The sequence below is a fragment of the Mesorhizobium sp. M0954 genome, assembly GCF_040319155.1.
Taxonomy (GTDB): domain Bacteria; phylum Pseudomonadota; class Alphaproteobacteria; order Rhizobiales; family Rhizobiaceae; genus Mesorhizobium.
Map to the genome: position 1 here is coordinate 77,444 of NZ_JAMYNR010000005.1, position 20,386 is coordinate 97,829.

17 protein-coding genes are annotated in these 20,386 nt (G+C 64.8%); 7 read left to right on the forward strand and 10 right to left on the reverse strand.

Translation table 11 applies throughout. The annotated features are described in order from the left end of the window. Window positions 1–25 precede the first annotated feature (25 nt). Window positions 26–2,824: a [protein-PII] uridylyltransferase gene (locus tag NKH93_RS08835; protein ID WP_352613825.1), complete on the reverse strand. Its 2,799-nt coding sequence runs from the start codon at window positions 2,822–2,824 to the stop codon at window positions 26–28. A 226-nt stretch (window positions 2,825–3,050) separates the two neighbouring features. Between NKH93_RS08835 and NKH93_RS08840 the strand changes: the two genes are divergently transcribed. The 3 genes from NKH93_RS08840 (at window position 3,051) to NKH93_RS08850 (ending at window position 6,940) form a co-directional block, all read left to right on the forward strand. Continuing rightward, window positions 3,051–5,555, forward strand: coding sequence for a heavy metal translocating P-type ATPase (locus tag NKH93_RS08840; RefSeq protein ID WP_352969906.1), 2,505 nt, complete (start codon window positions 3,051–3,053; stop codon window positions 5,553–5,555). Window positions 5,556–5,598: 43 nt separating this feature from the next. After that, window positions 5,599–5,985, forward strand: a complete 387-nt coding sequence (gene copM / locus NKH93_RS08845; protein WP_352818506.1) for a CopM family metallochaperone — start codon at window positions 5,599–5,601, stop codon at window positions 5,983–5,985. Between the two features lie 109 nt (window positions 5,986–6,094). Continuing rightward, the gene (locus NKH93_RS08850; protein WP_352969908.1) at window positions 6,095–6,940 is read left to right on the forward strand and encodes an aldo/keto reductase; all 846 of its coding nucleotides are present in this window, start codon (window positions 6,095–6,097) and stop codon (window positions 6,938–6,940) included. A gap of 111 nt (window positions 6,941–7,051) precedes the next feature. Here the strand turns inward: NKH93_RS08850 and mutS are convergent, their stop codons facing one another. Then, window positions 7,052–9,742, reverse strand: coding sequence for a DNA mismatch repair protein MutS (mutS, locus tag NKH93_RS08855; protein ID WP_352970030.1), 2,691 nt, complete (start codon window positions 9,740–9,742; stop codon window positions 7,052–7,054). A 203-nt stretch (window positions 9,743–9,945) separates the two neighbouring features. Between mutS and NKH93_RS08860 the strand changes: the two genes are divergently transcribed. Further along, window positions 9,946–12,225: an NADP-dependent malic enzyme gene (locus NKH93_RS08860; RefSeq protein WP_023676376.1), complete on the forward strand. Its 2,280-nt coding sequence runs from the start codon at window positions 9,946–9,948 to the stop codon at window positions 12,223–12,225. Between the two features lie 184 nt (window positions 12,226–12,409). Here the strand turns inward: NKH93_RS08860 and NKH93_RS08865 are convergent, their stop codons facing one another. Then, on the reverse strand, window positions 12,410–13,402 hold the full coding sequence (locus NKH93_RS08865) for an adenosine kinase (RefSeq protein ID WP_352469968.1): 993 nt from the start codon (window positions 13,400–13,402) through the stop codon (window positions 12,410–12,412). A gap of 213 nt (window positions 13,403–13,615) precedes the next feature. Between NKH93_RS08865 and NKH93_RS08870 the strand changes: the two genes are divergently transcribed. Further along, window positions 13,616–14,311, forward strand: a complete 696-nt coding sequence (locus NKH93_RS08870) for a sulfate transporter family protein (RefSeq protein ID WP_352818514.1) — start codon at window positions 13,616–13,618, stop codon at window positions 14,309–14,311. Here NKH93_RS08870 and NKH93_RS08875 read toward each other — a convergent pair. The 4 genes from NKH93_RS08875 to NKH93_RS08890 all read right to left on the reverse strand — a co-directional run bounded on the left by NKH93_RS08875 (window position 14,308) and on the right by NKH93_RS08890 (window position 17,377). Continuing rightward, complete coding sequence (locus NKH93_RS08875) at window positions 14,308–15,306, reverse strand: proline racemase family protein (RefSeq protein WP_352818517.1); 999 nt, start codon at window positions 15,304–15,306, stop codon at window positions 14,308–14,310. The two genes, NKH93_RS08870 and NKH93_RS08875, sit on opposite strands and share 4 nt — an antisense overlap. 14 nt (window positions 15,307–15,320) lie before the next feature. Next, on the reverse strand, window positions 15,321–16,124 hold the full coding sequence (locus NKH93_RS08880; protein WP_352969910.1) for an isocitrate lyase/PEP mutase family protein: 804 nt from the start codon (window positions 16,122–16,124) through the stop codon (window positions 15,321–15,323). 77 nt (window positions 16,125–16,201) lie between these two features. Beyond that, the gene (locus NKH93_RS08885) at window positions 16,202–17,059 is read right to left on the reverse strand and encodes a hypothetical protein (protein ID WP_352969912.1); all 858 of its coding nucleotides are present in this window, start codon (window positions 17,057–17,059) and stop codon (window positions 16,202–16,204) included. Window positions 17,060–17,134: 75 nt separating this feature from the next. Next, window positions 17,135–17,377 (reverse strand): SRPBCC family protein, encoded by a 243-nt coding sequence (locus NKH93_RS08890; protein WP_352969914.1) that lies wholly within the window; start codon window positions 17,375–17,377, stop codon window positions 17,135–17,137. A gap of 249 nt (window positions 17,378–17,626) precedes the next feature. On the opposite strand from NKH93_RS08890, the gene NKH93_RS08895 reads away from it, so the two are divergent. Next, complete coding sequence (locus tag NKH93_RS08895; protein ID WP_352969916.1) at window positions 17,627–18,211, forward strand: TetR/AcrR family transcriptional regulator; 585 nt, start codon at window positions 17,627–17,629, stop codon at window positions 18,209–18,211. Window positions 18,212–18,244: 33 nt separating this feature from the next. Here NKH93_RS08895 and NKH93_RS08900 read toward each other — a convergent pair whose 3' ends face one another. From NKH93_RS08900 to NKH93_RS08910, 3 genes are all read right to left on the reverse strand, one after another. After that, window positions 18,245–18,901 (reverse strand): HAD family hydrolase, encoded by a 657-nt coding sequence (locus tag NKH93_RS08900; protein WP_352743087.1) that lies wholly within the window; start codon window positions 18,899–18,901, stop codon window positions 18,245–18,247. After that, entirely contained in the window at window positions 18,901–19,386 is a 486-nt protein-coding gene (gene dut / locus NKH93_RS08905; protein ID WP_352448498.1) for a dUTP diphosphatase, read from the reverse strand. The genes NKH93_RS08900 and dut overlap by 1 nt, the downstream gene beginning before the upstream one ends. An 84-nt stretch (window positions 19,387–19,470) precedes the next feature. Beyond that, window positions 19,471–19,941 carry an Lrp/AsnC family transcriptional regulator gene (locus tag NKH93_RS08910; RefSeq protein WP_352448497.1) on the reverse strand — a complete coding sequence of 157 codons (471 nt, stop codon included), beginning with the start codon at window positions 19,939–19,941 and terminating at the stop codon, window positions 19,471–19,473. Between the two features lie 115 nt (window positions 19,942–20,056). Here NKH93_RS08910 and NKH93_RS08915 point away from each other — a divergent pair, with 115 nt between their 5' ends. Further along, window positions 20,057–20,272, forward strand: a complete 216-nt coding sequence (locus tag NKH93_RS08915; RefSeq protein ID WP_023717932.1) for a DUF6356 family protein — start codon at window positions 20,057–20,059, stop codon at window positions 20,270–20,272. The last annotated feature ends 114 nt before the right edge of the window (window positions 20,273–20,386 follow it).

Below are 20,386 nucleotides of genomic sequence, written 5' to 3' on the forward strand. Positions count from 1 at the left end.
GATTGGGGCAAATGGAAGGTAACCGTCACTCGGCGGCCGTTTTGGTCTTGCCGCGCTCGGACGCCGTGCCCTCGAGCACCGCGATCAGCCTGTTGCGGATGGTCGCGGTGCGCGACGGGCTGTCGATCTTCTGGCCGGTGAGATCGGTGACGTAGAACGTGTCGATGACTTTTTCGCCGAAGGTGGTGATGTGGGCCGAGGCGATGTCGAGCGACAGGTCCGACAACATGCCGGTGATCTCCGACAGAAGGCCCGGCCTGTCCAGCCCCTCGACCTCGATCACCGAGAAACGGTTCGACAGCGTGTTGCGGATCTCGGCGCGTGGCGGAATACGGAAAACCTTGGCGCCGCGCCGCGGCTTGGTGCGCTTCTCGATCATTTCGGGCAGCCAGCTCTTGCCCGACAGCACGTCCTCGATCAGCCGGCCGACGCGCTCGGCACGGCGGCGCTCGTCCTCGTCGCGGTCGAACTCCCTCGAGATCAGGATGGTGTCGAGCGCGCGGCCGTCCGAGGTGGTGAAGATCTGCGCGTCGACGATGTTGCCGCCGGCCGCGGCACAGGCGCCGGCAATCACCGAAAGCAGGCGCGGATGGTCCTGCGCCAGCACGGTGATCTCGGTCACCGCCTCGAACTGGTGGGTTTTGACCATGGTGGCGAGCTTCTTGCCGGCGTGATCGGCCTCGCGGATGAATTCGGCATGGCGGAGCTGGTCGGGAAGATCGACCGCCAGCAGATAGTTCTCGTAGTGCTGGCCGACATAACGCTTGCGGGCCTTTTCCGGCCAGTCGGCAAGCGCCTCGGCCAGTTGTTCGCGCGCCGCCGCCGTCCGTTTGGCGCGCGACACCTCCGAAAACCCGCCGGTCAACAAAAGCTCGGTCTCGTAGTAGAGCGTACGCAGCAACTGGCCCTTCCAGCCGTTCCAGACCCCAGGCCCGACGCCGCGGATATCGCAGACGGTAAGCACAAGCAGCATCTTCAGCCGTTCGACCGACTGCACGATGGCGGCAAAATCCTCGATCGTCTTGCGGTCGTTGAGATCGCGGGTCTGCGCCGTCATCGACATGACGAGGTGGTTCTCGACCAGCCAGGCAACCGTTTCGGTGTCGGCCGGCGACAGCCCCATATGCGGGCAGATGCGCCGGGCGATCCTGGCGCCGGCTTGCGAATGGTCCTCCGGCCTGCCCTTGGCGATGTCGTGCAGCAGCACGGCGACATAGAGCGCCTCGCGGCTCTTCTTCAGCCCCGGCATCAGCGAGTGGGCGAGTGGATGGACCTTTTCGCCGTCGCCGCGCTCGATCTCGGCCAGCACGCCGATGCAGCGGATGAGGTGCTCGTCCACCGTGTAGTGGTGGTACATCGAGAACTGCATCATGGCGACGATCTTGCCGAAATCCGGGATCAGCTTTGCCAGCAGTCCGGCCTCGTTCATGCGCCGCAGATTGAGCTCGGCGTTGCGGTCCGAGGTCAACACATCGAGGAACAGCCGATTGGCCTCCTCGTCGCGCCTGAGCGCCTTGCCGACGAGGCCGAGAGAGCGGGTCAAAAGCTTCAGCGCATCGGGGTGGAATTCCAGGCCATGCTTGTCGGCAAACCAGAACAGCCTGAGCAGGTTAACCGGATCGCGCTCGAACACCTCGTCGTCGGCAATGTTGATGCGGTGGTTGTCGACGATGAAATCGGCCGTGCCGGCGAGCTTGCGCTTGCGCCGCGAAAAGGTGAGGAAGATGCGGTTGAAGCCCGGCACATGCTTGGCCTGCTCTTCTTCCAGCGCGGCGCAGAAAATGCGGGTCAGGTCGCCGACATCCTTGGCGACGAGGAAGTAGTGCTTCATGAATCGCTCGACCGCCGACAGGCCGGGATGGGTGGTGTAGCCCAGCCGCTCGGCAATATCGCGCTGGATATCGAAATGCAGCCGCTCCTCGGCCTTGCCGGTGAGGAAATGCATGTGGCAGCGCACCGCCCATAGAAAATCCTCGGCCTTCTGGAATTCCCTGTATTCGGCGTCGGTGAAGACACCCTTGTCGACCAGTTCCTCGCCGGTACGCACGCGGTAGAAATATTTGGCGATCCAGAACAGCGTCTGCAGGTCGCGCAGGCCGCCCTTGCCGTCCTTGACGTTAGGTTCGACCAGGTAACGGCTCTCGCCGGCCTTGGCGTGGCGCTCGTCGCGTTCGGCGAGCTTGGCCTGGACATATTCGGGGCCGGTGGTGCGCACCACCTCGTGGTCGAAGCGCTGCAAAAGCTCGTCATAGAGCTTTTGCTCGCCCCACAGGAAGCGCGCCTCCAGGATCGAGGTGCGGATGGTGATGTCGGTGCGCGACAGCCTAAGGCACTCGTCGATGTTGCGGGTGGCGTGGCCGACCTTCAGCCCGAGGTCCCACAGCATGTAAAGCATGTATTCGACGATCTGCTCGCCCCATGGCGTCTGCTTGTAGGGCAGCAGGAACAGCAGGTCGATGTCGGACCCGGGCGCCAGCGTGCCACGGCCATAGCCGCCGACGGCGACGACCGCCATGCGCTCGGCCGATGACGGGTTTTTGACGCGATAGACATGGGTGGCGGCGAAGTCGTAGAGCGCGCGGATGATCTCATCCATCAGATGCGACAGCCGGGCGGCGCAGGCGGTACCGCTGCCATCGTCCATCAGCATGCGTTCGGCGACCGTGCGGCCGTCGGCGAGTCGGCTTTTGAGAAGTTTGAGAACGCCGCTGCGCGCGGCCTTGCCGGAGCCGTCGCCTGCCGTGGCCGCGGTCAGTTCGGTCATCTCGCGGCGCAAGGCTTCGCCGTCGATCAGTTCCTCGAGCTTCAGGGATATTCTTGCCATAAATGCCGTCGGCCTCGCCGTTTCGGCGGCGTCTATAGCGCGTTTTCGCGGCGCTGGGTATGGGGCGGACGGACGCGTTCTCCGCAGCCGTGGAACGGGACGATCGTCTCATGCCCGCGGCCGGTGCAGTTTGGGTCTGGCCACGAAAAATCGAAATCAGCCCTTGACCTTCCAGTTACTGGAAGCACTACCTCCGCCGCAACATCGAAATACAGGGGCTTTCGGCATGACGCATTCGGATCACCATCATCACGCCCATGGCAGCTGCTGCTCGGCAAAAGGCGCCTCCTCTGCTGCGGACGCCGTCGTCCGCGATCCGGTCTGCGGCATGACCGTCGATCCGGCTGCCGGCAAGCCGACGGCCGAGCATGACGGCCATCGCTATCATTTCTGCAGCGAGAGCTGCCGCGCGAAATTCGTCGCCGAGCCGGAAAAATACCTGACCGCAACCGATCCCGTCTGCGGCATGAGCGTCGATCGCGCCACGGCCAAGCACTTTTTGCGGCACGAGGGCCGGGGCTTCTATTTCTGCTCGGCCGCTTGCCAGGCGACGTTCGAAGCCGAGCCGGCAAAATATCTCGGCGACAGGCCGGCGCCGCAGCCGATGCCCAAGGGCACGCAATACACCTGCCCGATGCATCCCGAAATCATCCGCGACAAGCCCGGCTCCTGCCCGATCTGCGGCATGGCGCTGGAGCCGATGGGCGTGCCGACCGGCGACGAGGGGCCTAACCCGGAACTGGTCGACTTCACCAGGCGCTTTTGGGTGAGCGCGGTGCTGTCCGTGCCGTTGCTGGTCATCGCCATGGCGCCGATGCTCGGCCTGACGTTCCAGGCCTTCATCGACGACCGCGCGAAGGTCTGGCTGGAGCTGGCGCTGGCCAGCCCGGTGGTGCTGTGGGCGGCATTCCCGTTCTTCCATCGCGGCTGGAACTCGGTCCTCAACCGCAGCCCCAATATGTGGACGCTGATTTCGCTCGGCGTCGGTGCCGCCTATCTCTACAGCGTCGTCGCCACGCTGTTTCCAGGCCTCTTTCCGCACCAGTTCCGCGGCCATGACGGCACCGTGCCGGTCTATTTCGAGGCGGCGGCGGTGATCGTCGCGCTGGTGTTCCTTGGCCAGGTGCTGGAATTGCGCGCCCGCGAGAAAACCGGCTCGGCGATCCGCGCGCTGCTCGACCTGGCGCCGAAGACGGCGCGGCTGATCGGCGCGGACGGTTCCGAAAACGACGTGCCGCTCGATACGGTCAAGGCCGGCGACCGCTTGCGCATCCGCCCAGGCGACGCCGTGCCGGTCGACGGCATTGTGCTCGAAGGACGCTCTTCCATCGATGAATCGATGATCACAGGCGAGCCGCTGCCGGTCGAGAAGACCGAAGGCGACAACCTCACCGGCGGCACGCTCAACAAGAACGGTTCGCTGATCATGCGCGCCGAAAAGATCGGCGCCGAGACGACGCTGGCGCGCATCGTCGAGCTGGTCGCCAAGGCGCAGCGTTCACGCGCGCCGATTCAGGGGTTGGCCGACCGCGTCTCGTTCTACTTCGTCCCGGCCGTCGTGCTGGTCGCCATCATAGCGTTTGTCGCCTGGGCGATCGTCGGACCGGAACCCAGCCTGGTGTTTGCCATCATCTCGGCGGTCTCGGTGCTGATCATCGCCTGCCCCTGTGCGCTCGGCCTTGCCACGCCAATGTCGATCATGACCGCCACCGGGCGCGGCGCGCATGCCGGCGTGCTGATCAAGGAAGCGGCGGCGCTCGAGCGCTTTGCCTCGGTCGACACGTTGATCGTCGACAAGACGGGAACGCTGACCGAAGGCCGGCCGCGGCTGACCGACGTCGTCGCTTTCGAAGGGATGGCGCAAGACGATCTGCTGGCGCTCGCCGCCGGGCTGGAAAAAGGCTCGGAGCATCCGCTGGCCGAGGCGATCGTCGACGGCGCCCGCGAACGCGGGGTGAATATCCCGGATGCCGGCGGTTTCGAGGCCGTCACCGGCAAGGGTGTTTCCGGCACGGTTTCGGGACAGAAGGTGGCGCTCGGAAATGCTGCGATGATGGCCGATCTCGGCATCGACAGCACATCGGTCCAGGCCAGCGCCGAGGCGCTGCAGGCCGACGGCAAGACCGCGATGTTCGTTGCTGTCGGCAACCGGCTCGCCGGCCTCGTCGCCGTCGCCGACCCGATCAAGGCGACCACCGCCGAGGCGATCAAGGCACTGCATGACAGCGGGCTGAAGATCGTCATGGCGACCGGCGACAACGAGCGTACTGCCAACGCCATCGCAGCCAAGCTCGGCATCGACGCGGTGCGTGCCGGACTTTTGCCCGAAGAGAAGAACGCGCTGGTCGAGGAATTGCGTGCAAACGGCGCCGGCGTCGCCATGGCCGGCGACGGGGTCAACGATGCGCCAGCACTGGCCGCCGCCGATGTCGGCATCGCCATGGGCACAGGCGCCGATGTTGCGGTCGAGAGTGCAGGGATCACGCTGGTCAAGGGCGATCTCAACGGCATCGTCCGAGCCCGCACGCTTGCCCAGGGCACGATCCGCAACATCCGCCAGAACCTGTTTTTCGCTTTCCTCTACAACGTGCTTGGCGTGCCGGTCGCCGCCGGCGTGCTCTATCCGCTCACCGGCACGCTGTTGTCGCCGATGATTGCGGCGGCGGCGATGAGCCTGTCTTCGGTTTCGGTGATCTCCAACGCGTTGCGGCTCAGGACGTTGAAACTTTGAGTCGACTGCCCAGATAGACCCTGTTCAAAAAAGGAGACGATGAATGACCTTGGCCAAGAAGATCGTGCTGCTGATGATGGCGGCGGGAATGCTGCTTGCCGTTTTCCTCGAAAGCGTTCCGGCGCAAGCCGAGGAGATGAAACACGACATGGGCGCAATGGGCGCGCAGGGCCCTTCGACCGACGGCTACAAGGCGGCGATGGACAAGATGCACGCCGACATGATGGCGATCGAATATTCCGGCAATGCCGACGTCGATTTCGCCCGCGGCATGATCCCGCATCACCAGGCGGCGATCGACATGGCCAAGGTCGAGCTCGCCAACGGCAAGGATCCGGAAATCCGCAAGCTGGCGGAAGCAGTGATCGCCGCGCAGCAAGCCGAGATCAAGCAGATGCAGGACTGGCTCGCTGCCCATCCGGTGAAGTAGGCGTCACGCTGTCGGGGAATCCGGGCGAGAGGCTTCACCTGGATTTCTGCTTCACCTGGATTTGCCTTGGCGGCTATGGTGCTATCCGGGCCTCGGACTGGAGCATGCCATGCCGTCGACGATAAGAACGACCACCCTGCCCTGCGGCGAAGCCGTGCCGGTGCTCGGCCAGGGCACCTGGAATATGGGCGAAGACGGCCGCCGCCGTGGCGACGAGGCCAATGCCCTGAAGCTCGGGCTGGATCTCGGCATGACGCTGATCGACACCGCCGAAATGTATGCCAGCGGCGGTGCCGAGGAGGTGGTGGCGGAGGCCCTCGCCGGTCGCCGCGACGAGGTTTTCCTGGTCTCCAAAGTGCTGCCGTCCAATGCCTCGCGCGCCGGCGTGAAACGGGCATGCGAGAACAGCCTGAGGCATCTCGCCACCGACCGCATCGATCTTTATCTGCTGCATTGGCCGGGCAGTGTGCCTTTGATGGAAACGGTAGAGGCGTTCGAAGCGTTGAAGGCGGCCGGCAAGATCCGCCATTGGGGCGTCAGCAATTTCGATACCGATGAGATGGAAGAGCTGGTTCGGTTGCCGGCCGGCGGCAACGTCCAGACCAACCAGGTGCTCTACAATCTGTCGCAGCGCGGCGTCGAGTTCGACCTCGCCCCGTGGAGCCGGCAACGCGGCATGCCGCTGATGGCCTATTCGCCGGTCGATCAGGGGGTATTGGCGCGCAATGCCAGGTTAGATGCCATCGCCGCCCGCCACAGTGCGACGCCGGCGCAGATCGCTCTTGCCTGGGTGATGGCGCAGGACGGGGTGATTGCCATTCCGAAGGCCAGTCGCCCGGAGCATATCCGGCAGAATGTCGCGGCGTTGGACATCGAGCTCACGAGCGAAGATTTCGCCGAAATTGACCACGCCTTCCCACCGCCGAGGCGGAAGTCCGGCTTGGCGATGATTTGAGGGGTGGGGCGGAAGGCAAGCCAAAGCAGCGTTCCGTCACACCCCCCTCTGTCCTGCCGGACAGTCCGGCAGGACAGAGGGGGGGTGCCGTAGAGCGCTATCGGACGAGCACTACTTCTCAGCCATCCCCTTCAGCCGGTACAGCGCCTCCAGCGCTTCCCTTGGCGTCATCTCGTCGGGATTGATCTCCGCTAGCGCCAAACCCAGCCCATCACTCTTCGCCGGCTTCGACGCTTCCCGCTTCGCCGCCACGGAAAACAGCGGCAGGTCGTCGACCAGACGGTTGGCCTTGCCCGAGACCTCGCCGGCTTCGAGCTGGTGCAGCACTTCCTTGGCCCGGCCGACGACGGCCTCTGGCAGGCCGGCCAGCCGCGCTACCTGGACGCCGTAGGAACGGTCGGCCGCACCCTTGCCGACCTCGTGCAGGAAGACCACGTCGCCCTCCCATTCCTTGACCCGCATGGTGACGTTTGAGAGCCGCGGCAGTTTTCCGGCCAGCGCCGTCATTTCGTGGAAATGCGTGGCGAAGATCGCCCGGCAGCGGTTTTTCTCGTGCAAATATTCGACCGCCGCCCAGGCGATCGACAGGCCGTCGAAAGTGGCGGTGCCGCGGCCGATCTCGTCGAGGATGACCAGTGCGCGTTCGCCTGCCTGGTTGAGGATCGCCGCCGTCTCGACCATCTCGACCATGAAGGTGGAGCGGCCGCGCGCCAGATCGTCGGAGGCGCCGACCCGCGAAAACAGCCGGTCGACGACGCCGATATGGGCTGATGCCGCCGGCACGAAGGAGCCGGTCTGGGCGAGGATGGCGATCAGCGCGTTTTGCCTGAGGAAGGTCGATTTGCCGCCCATATTGGGGCCGGTCAGCAGCCAGATCGCGCCGGCCTTGGCATCGCCTTGCGGCGACAGATCGCAATCATTGGCGACGAACGGGCCTTCGCCGGAACGCCGCAGCGCCTGTTCGACCACCGGATGACGTCCACCCGAAATCTCGAAGGCAAGGCTCGCATCGACCAGCGGCCGGCACCAGGCCTCGCTCTCGGAAAGCAAGGCAAGTGCGGCCGAAACGTCGAGCACGGCGAGCGCTTCGGCGCCAGCGCGGATCGTGTCGGCCTGGCCGACGACTTCCGCCGTCAGCGCCTCGAAAGTGGCAAGCTCGATCGCCAGCGCCCGGTCGGCGGCATTGGCGATCTTCGATTCCAGCTCGGCGAGCTCCGTGGTGGTGAAGCGCATGGCGTTGGCCATGGTCTGGCGATGGATGAAGCGCGCCCTGGCGCCGTCGCTGCCGGTCATCAGCGCATGATGATTGGCGGTGACCTCGATATAGTAGCCGAGCACATTGTTGTGCCTGATCTTCAGCGAGCGGATGCCGGTCTCGTCGATCAGCGAACGCTCCAACCCGGCGATCACCTTTCGCGACTCGTCGCGCAGTGCCCGCATCTCGTCGAGTTCGGCGTGGTAGCCGCCGCGGACAAAGCCGCCGTCGCGCCTGAGCAACGGCAGCTCGTCGCTGAGCGCCTGTGCCAGATGCGTCGCCAGTTCACTGGGCAGTGCCTTGATAGCTCCCAACGCCGCGGTCAGTTCGGCCGGCAAGGCGGTTTGGCCGAACAGTTCGGCGATGGCGCCGGCCGCTTCGAAACCGGCGCGCAGCGCGCCGAGGTCGCGCGGACCGCCGCGGTTGAGCGCCAGCCTGGACAGCGCGCGCGGCATGTCGGCGACGCTCTTCAGGCTTGCCCGCACCGCCTGGCAAAGGCGCGTCTCGGAGCGGAAGAACGACACCGAGTCCAGCCTTGCAGCGATTGCCGCCGGATCGGTCAGCGGCGCCATCAGCCGGTCGGCGAGCAGCCTTGCACCGCTGCCGGTCACCGTGCGGTCGATCGCCTTGAACAGCGACCCGTCGCGGCTGCCGGACAGCGTGCGCAGCAGCTCCAGATTGGCGCGCGTCGCCGGGTCGATGAACAGCGTCGAACCCTGCTCCTCGCGCTCCGGCCGCGACAGCGGCGGCCGTTCGGCCTTCTGCGTCTTCTCGACATAGGCGATGACGCCTGAGATCGCCGACAGCTCGGCGCGCGAAAATGTGCCGAAACTATCCGGCGTCGCCACCTCGAAGAAGCGGGCGATGCGGCCGGCGGCCGAAGCCGAATCGAACAGCGACGGCGGCTGCGGGCTGGCGACGCGTCCAAGCACGTCGAACACCGGCTTCAGCTCCGGGTCGTAAAACACCGGTTCGGCGACGATCAGCTCACGCGGATCGACGCGGACGACATCGGCGAGCAGCCGGTCGGCGGTTGTCTCGGCGACGCGGAAGACACCGGTCGAGATCTCGATCCAGGCCAGGGCGAAACTTCCTTGGTTCCCTGTCGCGCTGCCGCGCTCCCCGCCTCTTGTATCGCTGCTGCCGCCCTTGACCCGTCCCAGCGCCATCAGAAAACTCGATTCCGACGGCGCCAGCAACTTGTCCTCGGTGATGGTGCCTGGGGTGACCAGCCGCACCACGTCGCGGCGCACCACCGATTTGCCGCCGCGCTTCTTCGCCTCGGCCGGATCCTCGATCTGCTCGCAGACGGCGACGCGGAACCCCTGGCCGATCAGCTTCTGCAGATAATCGTCGGCGGCATGCACCGGCACGCCGCACATCGGGATGTCGAGCCCCTGATGCTTGCCGCGCTTGGTCAGCACGATGCCGAGCGCCCGGCTTGCCTTCTCGGCGTCGTCGAAGAACAGCTCGTAGAAATCGCCCATGCGGTAGAACAGCAGCGAATCCGGGTTCGCCGCCTTGATCTCGATATACTGCTCCATCATCGGCGTCGCCGGCGCGAAGGCCGGCGTGGCGTTGTCGCTTCGAATGGGCGTCTCGTCGTTCAAGAAGCTGCTTCCAAAATTTTGCAAGCCATGCTTGGCGGTTTACAGCGGCGAAGTGTAGCCTTAATCCCGAACCTTCCACAAAAGAAAGCATGCGCACCCATCTCAAGCGGTGCCGTACGGGCGAGGAAACCGAAAGTACCATGGCCAAGAAAACCGAAAGCAACGGGCCCTCCGTCAGCGCCCAGGAGGCATTGGAATTCCATGCTATGGGCCGCCCCGGCAAGCTGGAGATCGTAGCCACAAAACCAATGGCGACGCAGCGCGATCTCAGCCTTGCCTATTCGCCGGGCGTCGCTGTGCCGGTTCTCGCCATCGCCGAGGACCCGAGCCGCGCCTTCGACTACACGGTTCGCGGCAACATGGTCGCCGTCATCTCCAACGGCACCGCCATCCTCGGCCTCGGCAATCTCGGCGCGCTGGCCTCGAAGCCGGTAATGGAAGGCAAGGCGGTGCTGTTCAAGCGCTTCGCCGATGTCGATTCCATCGACCTCGAGGTCGATACCGAGGATGCCGACGAATTCATCAACTGCGTGCGCTTTCTCGGCCCCTCCTTCGGCGGCATCAACCTCGAGGACATCAAGGCGCCGGAGTGCTTCATCATCGAGCAGCGGCTGCGCGAGCTGATGGACATCCCGGTCTTCCATGACGACCAGCACGGCACCGCCATCATCTCGGCCGCCGGCCTGATCAACGCGCTGGAAATCACCGGCCGCGACATGAAGACCACGAAAATGGTCTGCAACGGCGCCGGTGCTGCCGGCATCGCCTGCATCGAATTGATGAAGGCGATGGGCTTTGCGCCTGAGAATATCATCCTTTGCGACACCAAGGGCGTCGTCTTCCAGGGCCGCACCGAAGGCATGAACCAGTGGAAATCGGCGCACGCCGTGAAAACCGGCGCGCGCTCGCTGGCCGAGGCGCTGGACGGCGCCGACGTGTTCCTCGGCCTCTCGGCCAAAGGCACGCTGACCACCAAAATGGTGCAGTCGATGGCCAAGAACCCGATCATCTTCGCTATGGCCAATCCCGACCCCGAGATCACGCCGGAGGAAGTCGCCGAGATCCGCACCGACGCCATCATGGCGACGGGACGGTCCGACTATCCCAACCAGGTCAACAATGTGCTTGGCTTCCCCTACATCTTCCGCGGCGCGCTGGATGTGCGGGCGACCACCATCAACGACGACATGAAGATCGCCGCGGCCAAAGCGCTCGCCGAACTGGCGCGCCAGGACGTGCCCGACGACGTCGCCGCCGCCTATCAGGGCATGCGGCCGAAATTCGGCCCCAACTACATCATCCCGGTGCCGTTCGACCCGCGCCTGATCTCGGCCATTCCGATTGCGGTGGCCAAAGCGGCGATGGACTCCGGCGTCGCGCGCAAGCCGATCCTCGATCTCGACCGCTACGCGCAGGAGCTTTCCGCCCGCCGCGACCCGATCGCATCGACGCTGCAGCGCATCTACGACCGGGTGCGCCGCCAGCCCAAGCGCATCGTCTTTGCCGAGGGCGAGGAGGAGCAGGTGATGCGCGCCGCCGTCTCCTATGTGAACCAGCGACTCGGCACCGCCATCCTGCTCGGCCGCGACGACATCATCAAGGAAAACGCCAGGAACGCCGGCATCGACCTCGGCAAGCAAGGCATCGAGATCATCAATGCGCGGCTGTCGCGGCGCAACTCCGTCTACACCGACTATCTCTACGAGCGCATGCAGCGCAAAGGCTTCCTGTTCCGCGACTGCCAGCGGCTGATCAACAACGACCGCAACCATTTCGCCGCCTGCATGGTGGCGCTGGGCGATGCCGACGGCATCGTCACCGGCGTTACCCGTAACTATTCGACGGCGCTCGACGACATCCGCCGCGTCATCGACGCAAGGCCCGGCCATTGCGTCATCGGCGTGTCGATCGTGCTCGCGCGGGGTCGCACCGTCCTCGTTGCCGACACCGCGGTGCACGACATGCCGGATGCCGTCGAGATCGCCGACATCGCCGAGGAGGCCGCCGGTTTCGCCCGCCGCATGGGCTACGAGCCGAGGCTCGCCATGCTCGCCTATTCAACCTTCGGCCATCCGCAGGGCGAGCGCTCCGAGCGCGTCCAGGAAGCGGTGCGCATCCTCGACAAGCGCCGCGTCGATTTCGAGTATGACGGCGAGATGGCCGCTGACGTGGCGCTCAACGCCCGCGCCATGGCGCAGTACCCGTTCATCAGGCTGACCGGCCCGGCCAACGTGCTGGTCATGCCGGCCTTCCACTCGGCCTCGATCTCGACCAAGATGCTGCAGGAGCTCGGCGGCTCGACCGTCATCGGCCCGCTGCTGGTCGGCCTGAACAAGCCGGTCCAGATCGTCTCGCTCAATGCCAAGGATTCGGACATCGTCAACATGGCAGCGATTGCGGCGTATAGCGCAGGAGCTTGACGAGCGGGGGCAGCAGCAGCGCCTCTCCCTTCTCCCCCTGTGGGAGAAGGTGGCCGAGCGAAGCTCGGTCGGATGAGCGGTGTTCCAGCTTGGCACCGGCAGCACTCCGTCCAGCACCCCTCAACCGTCTCGGCGCTGCGCGCCGATCCACCTTCTCCCACAGGGGGAGAAGGAAGAGATGCCGCTACAGCAGCCCCGCCTGCTCGGCCTCTCTGCGCAAATTCTGGCGTGGCCTTGGGCCGATCTGCTGGATGACCAGCCCGGCCGCTAGCGAGCCGAGATCGCCGCAATCCTTGAGGCTGCGGCCTTGCGTGTAGCCGTAGAGGAAGCCGGCGGCATAGAGGTCGCCGGCGCCTGTCGTGTCGACCAGCTCGCGGATCCTGGTCGCATTGATGGTCACGGTCTCGTCGCCGCGCACGATCACCGAGCCCTTTTCCGAGCGGGTGACGGCGGCGATCTTGCAGTCCCTGCGGATCCGCGCCAGCGCCTCGTCGAATGAAGCGGTCTGGTAGAGCGACTTGATCTCGTGGCTGTTGGCAAAGACGATATCGACGGTGCCGGAGCGCATCAGATCGAGGAATTCGTCGCGGTAGCGATCGACGCAGAACGAGTCCGACAATGTCATCGACACTTCGCGCCCGGCGGCGTGGGCGAGCTTAGCCGTCTGCCTGATCGCCTCCTTGGCGCGCGGCGGGTCCCACAGATAGCCCTCGAAATAGGTGACGGCCGCGCCCGACGCCTTGTCGGCCTCGACGTCCTCCGGGCCGAGCTCGACGCAGGCGCCGAGATAGGTGTTCATCGAGCGCTCGCCGTCCGGCGTGACGAAGATCATCGAGCGCGCTGTCGGCGGTTCGCCGTTAAGCGGCCTGGTGTCGAAGGCGACACCCTGGGCATGGATGTCATGCGCGTAGATTTCGCCGAGCGCGTCGTTGGAGACCTTGCCGAAGAAAGCGGCGCGACCGCCGAAGGAGGCGACGCCCGCCGCCGTGTTGCCGGCGCTGCCGCCCGAGGCTTCAATGGCCGGGCCCATGCGGCTGTAGAGCAGTTCGGCGCGCCTCGTGTCGATCAAATTCATCGCGCCCTTGATGATGCCGTTGGTCTCCAGGAACGCCTCGTCGCACTGGGCGATGATGTCGACGATGGCATTCCCGATACAAAGCACGTCATAGTCCGGCATCAATTCATGTCTCCGCCAAAAAACCCACCGGCTTTCTGCCACGCCGGGCGCGGGCGGGTCTAGCGGTTTGATGCGGCTTTGCCTAGGCCGCGAGTTATAAATCCGGGCAGAGCGCATGCTTCGTATCGCGCGGTTTGCGCTTGTCTCGCGACCTGTCTCCGCCTATCCCGAAATATCGCCCATGGCCTCGTTTGACATGGAATTGGAAACGCCGTGATCCTCGACGCCGCCCGTGCCGCCTTGAGCCGGCTGTTCTCGCCCGAATTCCGTTCCGTGTTCCTGAAGACGCTGGGGCTGACCTTGCTGGCGCTGGCGGCGCTTTGGTTCGGGATCAAGAGCCTGTTCGAATTGCTGGCCTGGCCGTGGATCGATGCATGGCTGCCCGCCCCACCCTCCTGGGCCGGGTGGCTGGGCGCCGTCGTCGCCGGCGTCGGCCTTGCGCTGGGCTTGGCGCTGCTCATCGCGCCGGTGACGGCGATCATCGCCGGCCTGTTCCTCGACGACGTCGCCGAAGTGGTCGAGCGCACCGATTATCCAAACGACCCGCCCGGCCGCGCCGTGCCGGCGTTGCGCTCGCTGGTGCTGGCGATCCGGTTTTTCGGCGTCGTCATCCTCGGCAACATCGTCGCCCTGCTGCTTCTGCTGGTGCCGGGCATCAACATCGCCGCCTTTTTCGTCGTCAACGGCTATCTGCTCGGGCGCGAGTTCTTCGAGTTCGCCGCCATGCGCTTTCGCCCGGAGGCCGAGGCACGGGCGTTGCGCAGAAAGCACTCGATCACCGTGTTCCTGGCCGGGCTGGTGGTCGCCGCTTTCCTCGCCGTGCCGCTGCTCAACCTTCTGACGCCACTGTTCGCCGCCGCCATGATGGTGCATCTGCACAAGGCGATCTCGGCACGGGAAGGGAGCTAGCGCAGCAGAAAGCCGCGCCCCAGTTCATCATCGTCCTCGACTATGAATTCGGCTCGGCCTGAGTAATAGGCGCGGCCGCCGACGCGGGCGATGATGGCGTCATGCGGCCCGGCTGTGGCCGTGCGTACGACCGCGCCGGAAAAGCGCGAGCCGGCAATGCTCTCGAACAGCCGCGTCCGGCCAATTTCGATCTGCCCCTTGGCGTGCATGGCCGCCAGCCGCGCGGTGACGCCGGAGCCGGTCGGCGAACGGTCGACCTCGGCCTCGGCGAAAACGCAGATGTTTTTGGTCGGCGTATCGGAGAACGCATCCTGTCCGTCGGTCAGGATTGTGCCGTAGAGAAAGGCGAGATCGGCATGGTCGGGATGCGACAGCGGCAATTCGGCCTTGAGCTTATTGGTCAGCGCGGTCGCCGCATCGACGAAATCGCGCACGCGGTTCCTGCCAAATTCCAGCCCGAACTGGCGGCAGTCGGCCACTGCATAGAAGGCGCCGCCATAGGCGATGTCGAAGCCGACCGGACCATAGCCCGGCAGCTCGATCCGCTGGTCGCCGACGAACAGAAACGCCGGCACGCTTTCGAAGGACACCGCGCCGGCCTTGCCATCCCTTACCTCGACTGCAGTCGAAATCAGCCCGCATGGCGCCTCGATATTGACGGTCGTCAGCGGCTCGCGTGGCGCCACCAGCCGCTCGTCGACGGCGTAGCGGCCGAGCGCGACGATGGCGTGGCCGCACATCGTCGAATAGCCGTCATTGTGCATGAACAGCACCGCGAGGTCGGCGCCTGGCAGGTCGGGCTCCACCAGCAGCGCGCCATACATGTTGTAATGGCCGCGCGGCTCGAACATCAGGATCTTTCTGAGATGATCGAGATGGTCGCGCACATAGGCACGCTTTTCGAGGATCGTGCCCTTGGGAATATCGGGGTAGCCGCCGGTGACGATCCGCAGCGGCTCGCCGCCGGTGTGCATGTCCACGACCGTGAGGGTCATTTGCCGGGCCCGACCTAGGCGGAAGGTTTGGCAAACAGCGCCTGCAGCTTGCCGAACGGCATGGCGGCGCGGGTGAAGCCGAAGGTGCCATCCTGCTGGATCTCGCGCGCCGCGGTCTCCAGCATGCCGAAGGCGAAATTGGTCAGCCACGGACCGAGCGAGACGCGCTTTACCCCCGCCATGGCCAGGTCGGCGATGGTGAAGCCGGGCCTGGCCATGACGTTGACCGGCTTGGTCAGCGCCGAGCAGACGGTTCGCACCATCTCGATGTCGTCCAGCCCCGGTGCATAGAGCACGTCGGCGCCGGCCTTCTCGAAGGCCTGCAGCCGCTTGATCGTATCGTCGAGGTCGGGCTTGCCCCACAGGAAATTCTCGGCTCGCGCGGTGAAAACGAAATCGCGTTTCAGTGCCCGTGCCGCTTCCGCCGCCGCCGCGACGCGATCGACGGCATGCGAAAAATCATAGATCGGCTTGGCGGGCTCGCCGGTATGGTCCTCGATCGAGCAGCCGGCGAGGCCAGCCGCCTCGGCGGCGAAGATGGTCTCGCCGGCACTTGTCGCGCTGTCGCCCTTGCCCTTTTCGAGGTCGGCCGAAACCGGCAGCCCGGTCGCCGCTGACACTTCACGGCAATGATGGATCATCGCCTCGAACGTCACCGCGCCGTCGGGCAGGCCGCGCGAAAAGGCAAAGCCGGCGCTGGTCGTGGCCAGCGCCTTGAAGCCGAATGAGGCCAAGAGCTTGGTCGTGCCAACGTCCCAGGAATTGGCCATGACGAAGATCGAGGCATGCAGGTCGCGAAAAATCTTGCCCTTGTCCATGGATGCTCCCCTCCAGTGCAGAATGTGAGGCAAATTCTAGCCCGGCGGAAGGCGCCGGGCAAACAAATGCGGTTGGCTCAGAAGCGTTTGGCGTTGTCATCTGCCAATCGATCCAGCGCGTCGGAATCCTTGACGTAGCGCGAAGCATTTTTGTCCCAATGATAGGTGACGGAAATGTCGCGCGAAGACGCCTCTGGCGGCGGCTGGCCGTCGCAGCTTTCATCGCCCGGCACTGTCGCGTCGGTCACCGTGACCTTGATGGCTGCATAGAGCTGGCTGTCGGCAATCGCCTGGAAGGCCACATTCTGCGTCCTTCGGTTGGTGCAGAGGTTTTCGTCGAACGTATAGATCATGTCGATCAGCTCGAACCTGTCGTTGCGGACCATGACCAGCGGTGCGATCACATAGCCCTGGCTCGAATTGAAATGCGTGCTCGTGGTGATGATGACGTCATCGCCGGGCCCGATCGACAGCTTGCCCGGATCGCGAAAGTAGGTGCTGCGGTCGACGGCAACATTGACCGCGTCGAGCAAGGCCGGCTTGCCGGTGATGTCGTAGAGTGCCAGCACGGCATAACCCTCGGCGCTGTCAGGCGAGTCGCCGAGGTCGAGCAGCATCGCCAGCCGGTCCTTGCCGCCGGCCTTGATGTTGAGCACGTCGCCGCTGGAAAGACCCGACGTCGCCGGCGGCGAGCCGTCGTAGTCCGGTCCAGCGATGTGGCGCATCTCGATCGGAATCGAACCCCGGAAAAAGCCGTCCTTGTCCGCGGCCAGATCGGGAATGACCATCCTGGCGAGATCGAGATAGGTGACATCGCCGTGGCCGGGGACGGCGCTGCCGAGCTCCGGGAAGCTGACGGCCTCCGCGCTGGCCGTCGTCCAAAGACAGGGCAGCAGCAGGCAGGCAAAGATGAAACGAAGCAGGAAGAAGGTCATGCGCGCGCTCGTTATGTCGGGCGCGCGCAAGCTAAAGCATTTTGCGGCCAAGAGGAAACACCTGGCGTTGCCTCACTATGTTGGCTTGGCTTGGCTCGCCAGGGTCTGCTGGAAAACCGGCACCAGCTGATCCATGGCGACTGCGAGCCACGCGCCGAGTTCGTCGGGCAGAGTGTCGTGGATCCAGACCAGGCGGCTCCGGCCCTCGCCCTCGGCAAAGACCTGCATGAAGGTATTATCGTGGGTGACCTCATCGCCGAGCCATCCCCACACGATCCGCCGGCTCTGCTCGTCGCGGGCGATGAGCCGCTCTCGCACGATCTTGCCGTCGGCGAAGTAAGGGCCCGCACGTCGCCCTCATCCACCCGGCAGTCGACGAAAACGCCTGGGGCTATCCGTTGGGCGCCGCCGGCGAAGTCGCCCACCGTCGCCCATACGCTTTCCGGTGAAGCATCTACGATGATTTCCCTGACTATCGAAGCCATGTTCGCTGGTCCCTCTGTTAATAGGTAGACCTGTCTGTCTACATGTGGATGTATACAGACCTGTCTGCTATGCGGTCAAGGCATGTCCGCAGCCCGAATCAACGATCGTCCAGAAAGTCTTGCGCGCCGCCGCATCCTCGATACGGCGACCGCGCTGTTTTCTCTGGAGGGGATCCGTGCCGTCGGCATCGACCGCATCATCGCCGAGGCCGGCGTTGCGAAGGCGACGTTCTATCATCACTTCGCGGCCAAGGACGATCTCGTCCGCGCCTACATCGAGGAGCTCAGCAAGGGAGGACGGGCGGCAATCGCGAGCCTTGGCCGGCGGCCACCTCGCCAGATGATCCTTGCCATATTCGATCTTATTGCCGACGCGGCGGATCAGCCGGGCTACCGCGGCTGCCCGTTCCAGAATGCCGCGGCCGAATACCCCGACCCGAGGAGCCCGGTTCGCCAGGCAATCGATAAGCATCGTCACTGGAAGTGGGGCATCCTAAGGGATCTGCTGATCGCTGACGCAAATCGCGATCCGGACCGCACCGCGGACGCGCTAACGGTGGCGGCCGACGGCCTGCTTGTCGTCAGTCATCTCGACAGGCCGGCCAATCTGCGCAGTCTCATATGCGACACGGTCGACCGAGTACTTGGAGCGCCGCGCCCGGTCTGAGATCGGGCGCGCATGCAGCCTGCGCAAAGGCGATCAGTGGATCGGCACCAGCCCGGCCAGTTTACGCATGTCGTCGAACAGGATGCCGCCGGCTTCGATCAGCCCGTCGCGGTCGGAAAGCGGGTCGCCGTGGTAGGAATAGACGCGCATGCCGGCGGCGATGCCGGCTGCCGTGCCGGCGACGCTGTCCTCGATGACGATGCAGTCGGCGGGCGCGAAGCCCATCGTCGCTGCCGCATGCAGGAAGAGGTCGGGGAACGGCTTGCCACGCGAGACCATGGTCGAGCTGAACAGCGCATGCTCGAATAGCGGCAGCAGCCCGGTCTGGCCGAGCGTGATGTGCATTTTGGACACCCGTGCCGACGACGCGACACAGGTGGCGATGCCGGCGGCGTGCACGGTTTCGATGAACTCGCGAACGTAGGGGATGGCCTCGACGCCATGCGCGAACAGGTCCGGCAGGCCGGCGTTCCAGCGCTCGACGAAATCGGCGCCGAGGCTGACGCCGGTCGCCTCGACTTCCTTCTGCACCGAGACCATGCTGCGGCCGGAGAAATTCTTGCGGCAATATTCGAAGCTGGCCGGAAAGCCGGCCGCGGTCAGCCATTCGGCGAGGCGCCGATTGGCCAGGTTCTCGGTGTCGACCAGAACCCCGTCGCAATCGAAGATGACGAGCTTGGGTATTTTCATCAGGCCGTGCCGGTCGATCCGAAGCCGCCCGAGCCGCGCGCCGTACCGCCAGCCAATGTGCGCTCCTCGACGGTCGCCTGCGTCACCGGGGCGAAGACGATCTGGGCGATCCGCATGCCGCGCGTCACCGCGAAATCCTCGTCGCCGAGATTGATCAGCAGCACCTTGACCTCGCCGCGATAGTCGCTGTCGATGGTGCCCGGCGTGTTGAGGCAGGTGAGCCCGTGCTTGAAGGCGAGGCCGGAACGCGGCCGGACCTGGCCTTCGACGCCCTCCGGAATTTCCAGGACCAGCCCGGTCGGCACCAGCGCGCGCTTTCCCGGCAGGATCAAAAGCGGCCTGTCGTCCGGGACGGCGGCGCGCAGGTCCATGCCGGCGGCGCCCGAGCTCTCATAGGCAGGAAGCGGCAATCCCTCGCCATGCGGCAGCCTGACGAAGCCGACAGCCGGACCGATGACGGAGGTGGGATAAAGTGCTGCGCGCATGAGGCTGATCCTATCGTCGCGAACGCCGGTTCAGTCAACTCGGCGGCAATGCTATCAACGGCTTTCTTTCAGCACAGTTCCGCTTCAGCGCAGTTCCATCGGAACGACCGTGGTCTCCTTGATCTCCTCCATGACGAAGGAGGCCGAAACGTCCGACAGTGCCACCTTGGCGATCAGCCGTTGATAGAGCCGGTCATAGGCCTTCACATCGGCGACGCGGGCGCGCAGGACATAGTCGAGATCGCCGGACATGCGGTAAGCGCCGGTGATCTCGGCAAAGCCAGTCACCGCCGCTCGGAATCTTTGCAGCCAGTCCGGATCGTGGTTGGAGGTGCGGATCAGGATGAACACCGAAAGGCCGAGCCCAAGCTTGTCGGCGTCGACCAGCGCCACCCGGCCGGTGATGACGCCGTCTTCCTCCAGCCGCTTGACCCGGCGCCAGCAGGCATTGCGCGACAGCGATATTCTTGCCGAGAGCTGGTCGACGGACAGCGTGCCGTCGCGTTGCAGCTCGGCCAGCAATCTCCGGTCTATTTCGTCGATTTCCTGCGCCATGTGGGATGTTTGTCCCAAAATTCAGCCTTTCACAAGGACAATTTGAGACCGATGAACCGAACACCAGTGCCAGTATACTCATAGCCGGCTCTTCATGCCGGCAGGAGGGATTGACATGACCGCACGGCTCGCAAGACTTTTCACCTCTCACCCGGCCGCGGTCGGCGAGAGCTATTTCGGCCATATGGCTTTCGCCGCATGGTTCTCGTCGCGATTGTTCATGGCGGCCTTTGCCGCGCTCATTCATGCTTTCTTGCCGTTTCTGTTCGAGACCACGGCAAGCGGCATCATCCGTGAGCTCTATGAGCGGACGCATAACAGAGGACGGTAAGCCGTAGAGGTACCGAGCGCAGCGAGGCCGCTGGACAGGGCCGCCCCCCAACGGGCCCCGCAGCGCAATCCCGATCAAGCGCCGCCATCGTCGAATGCCGAGCCAGGCTTGCAT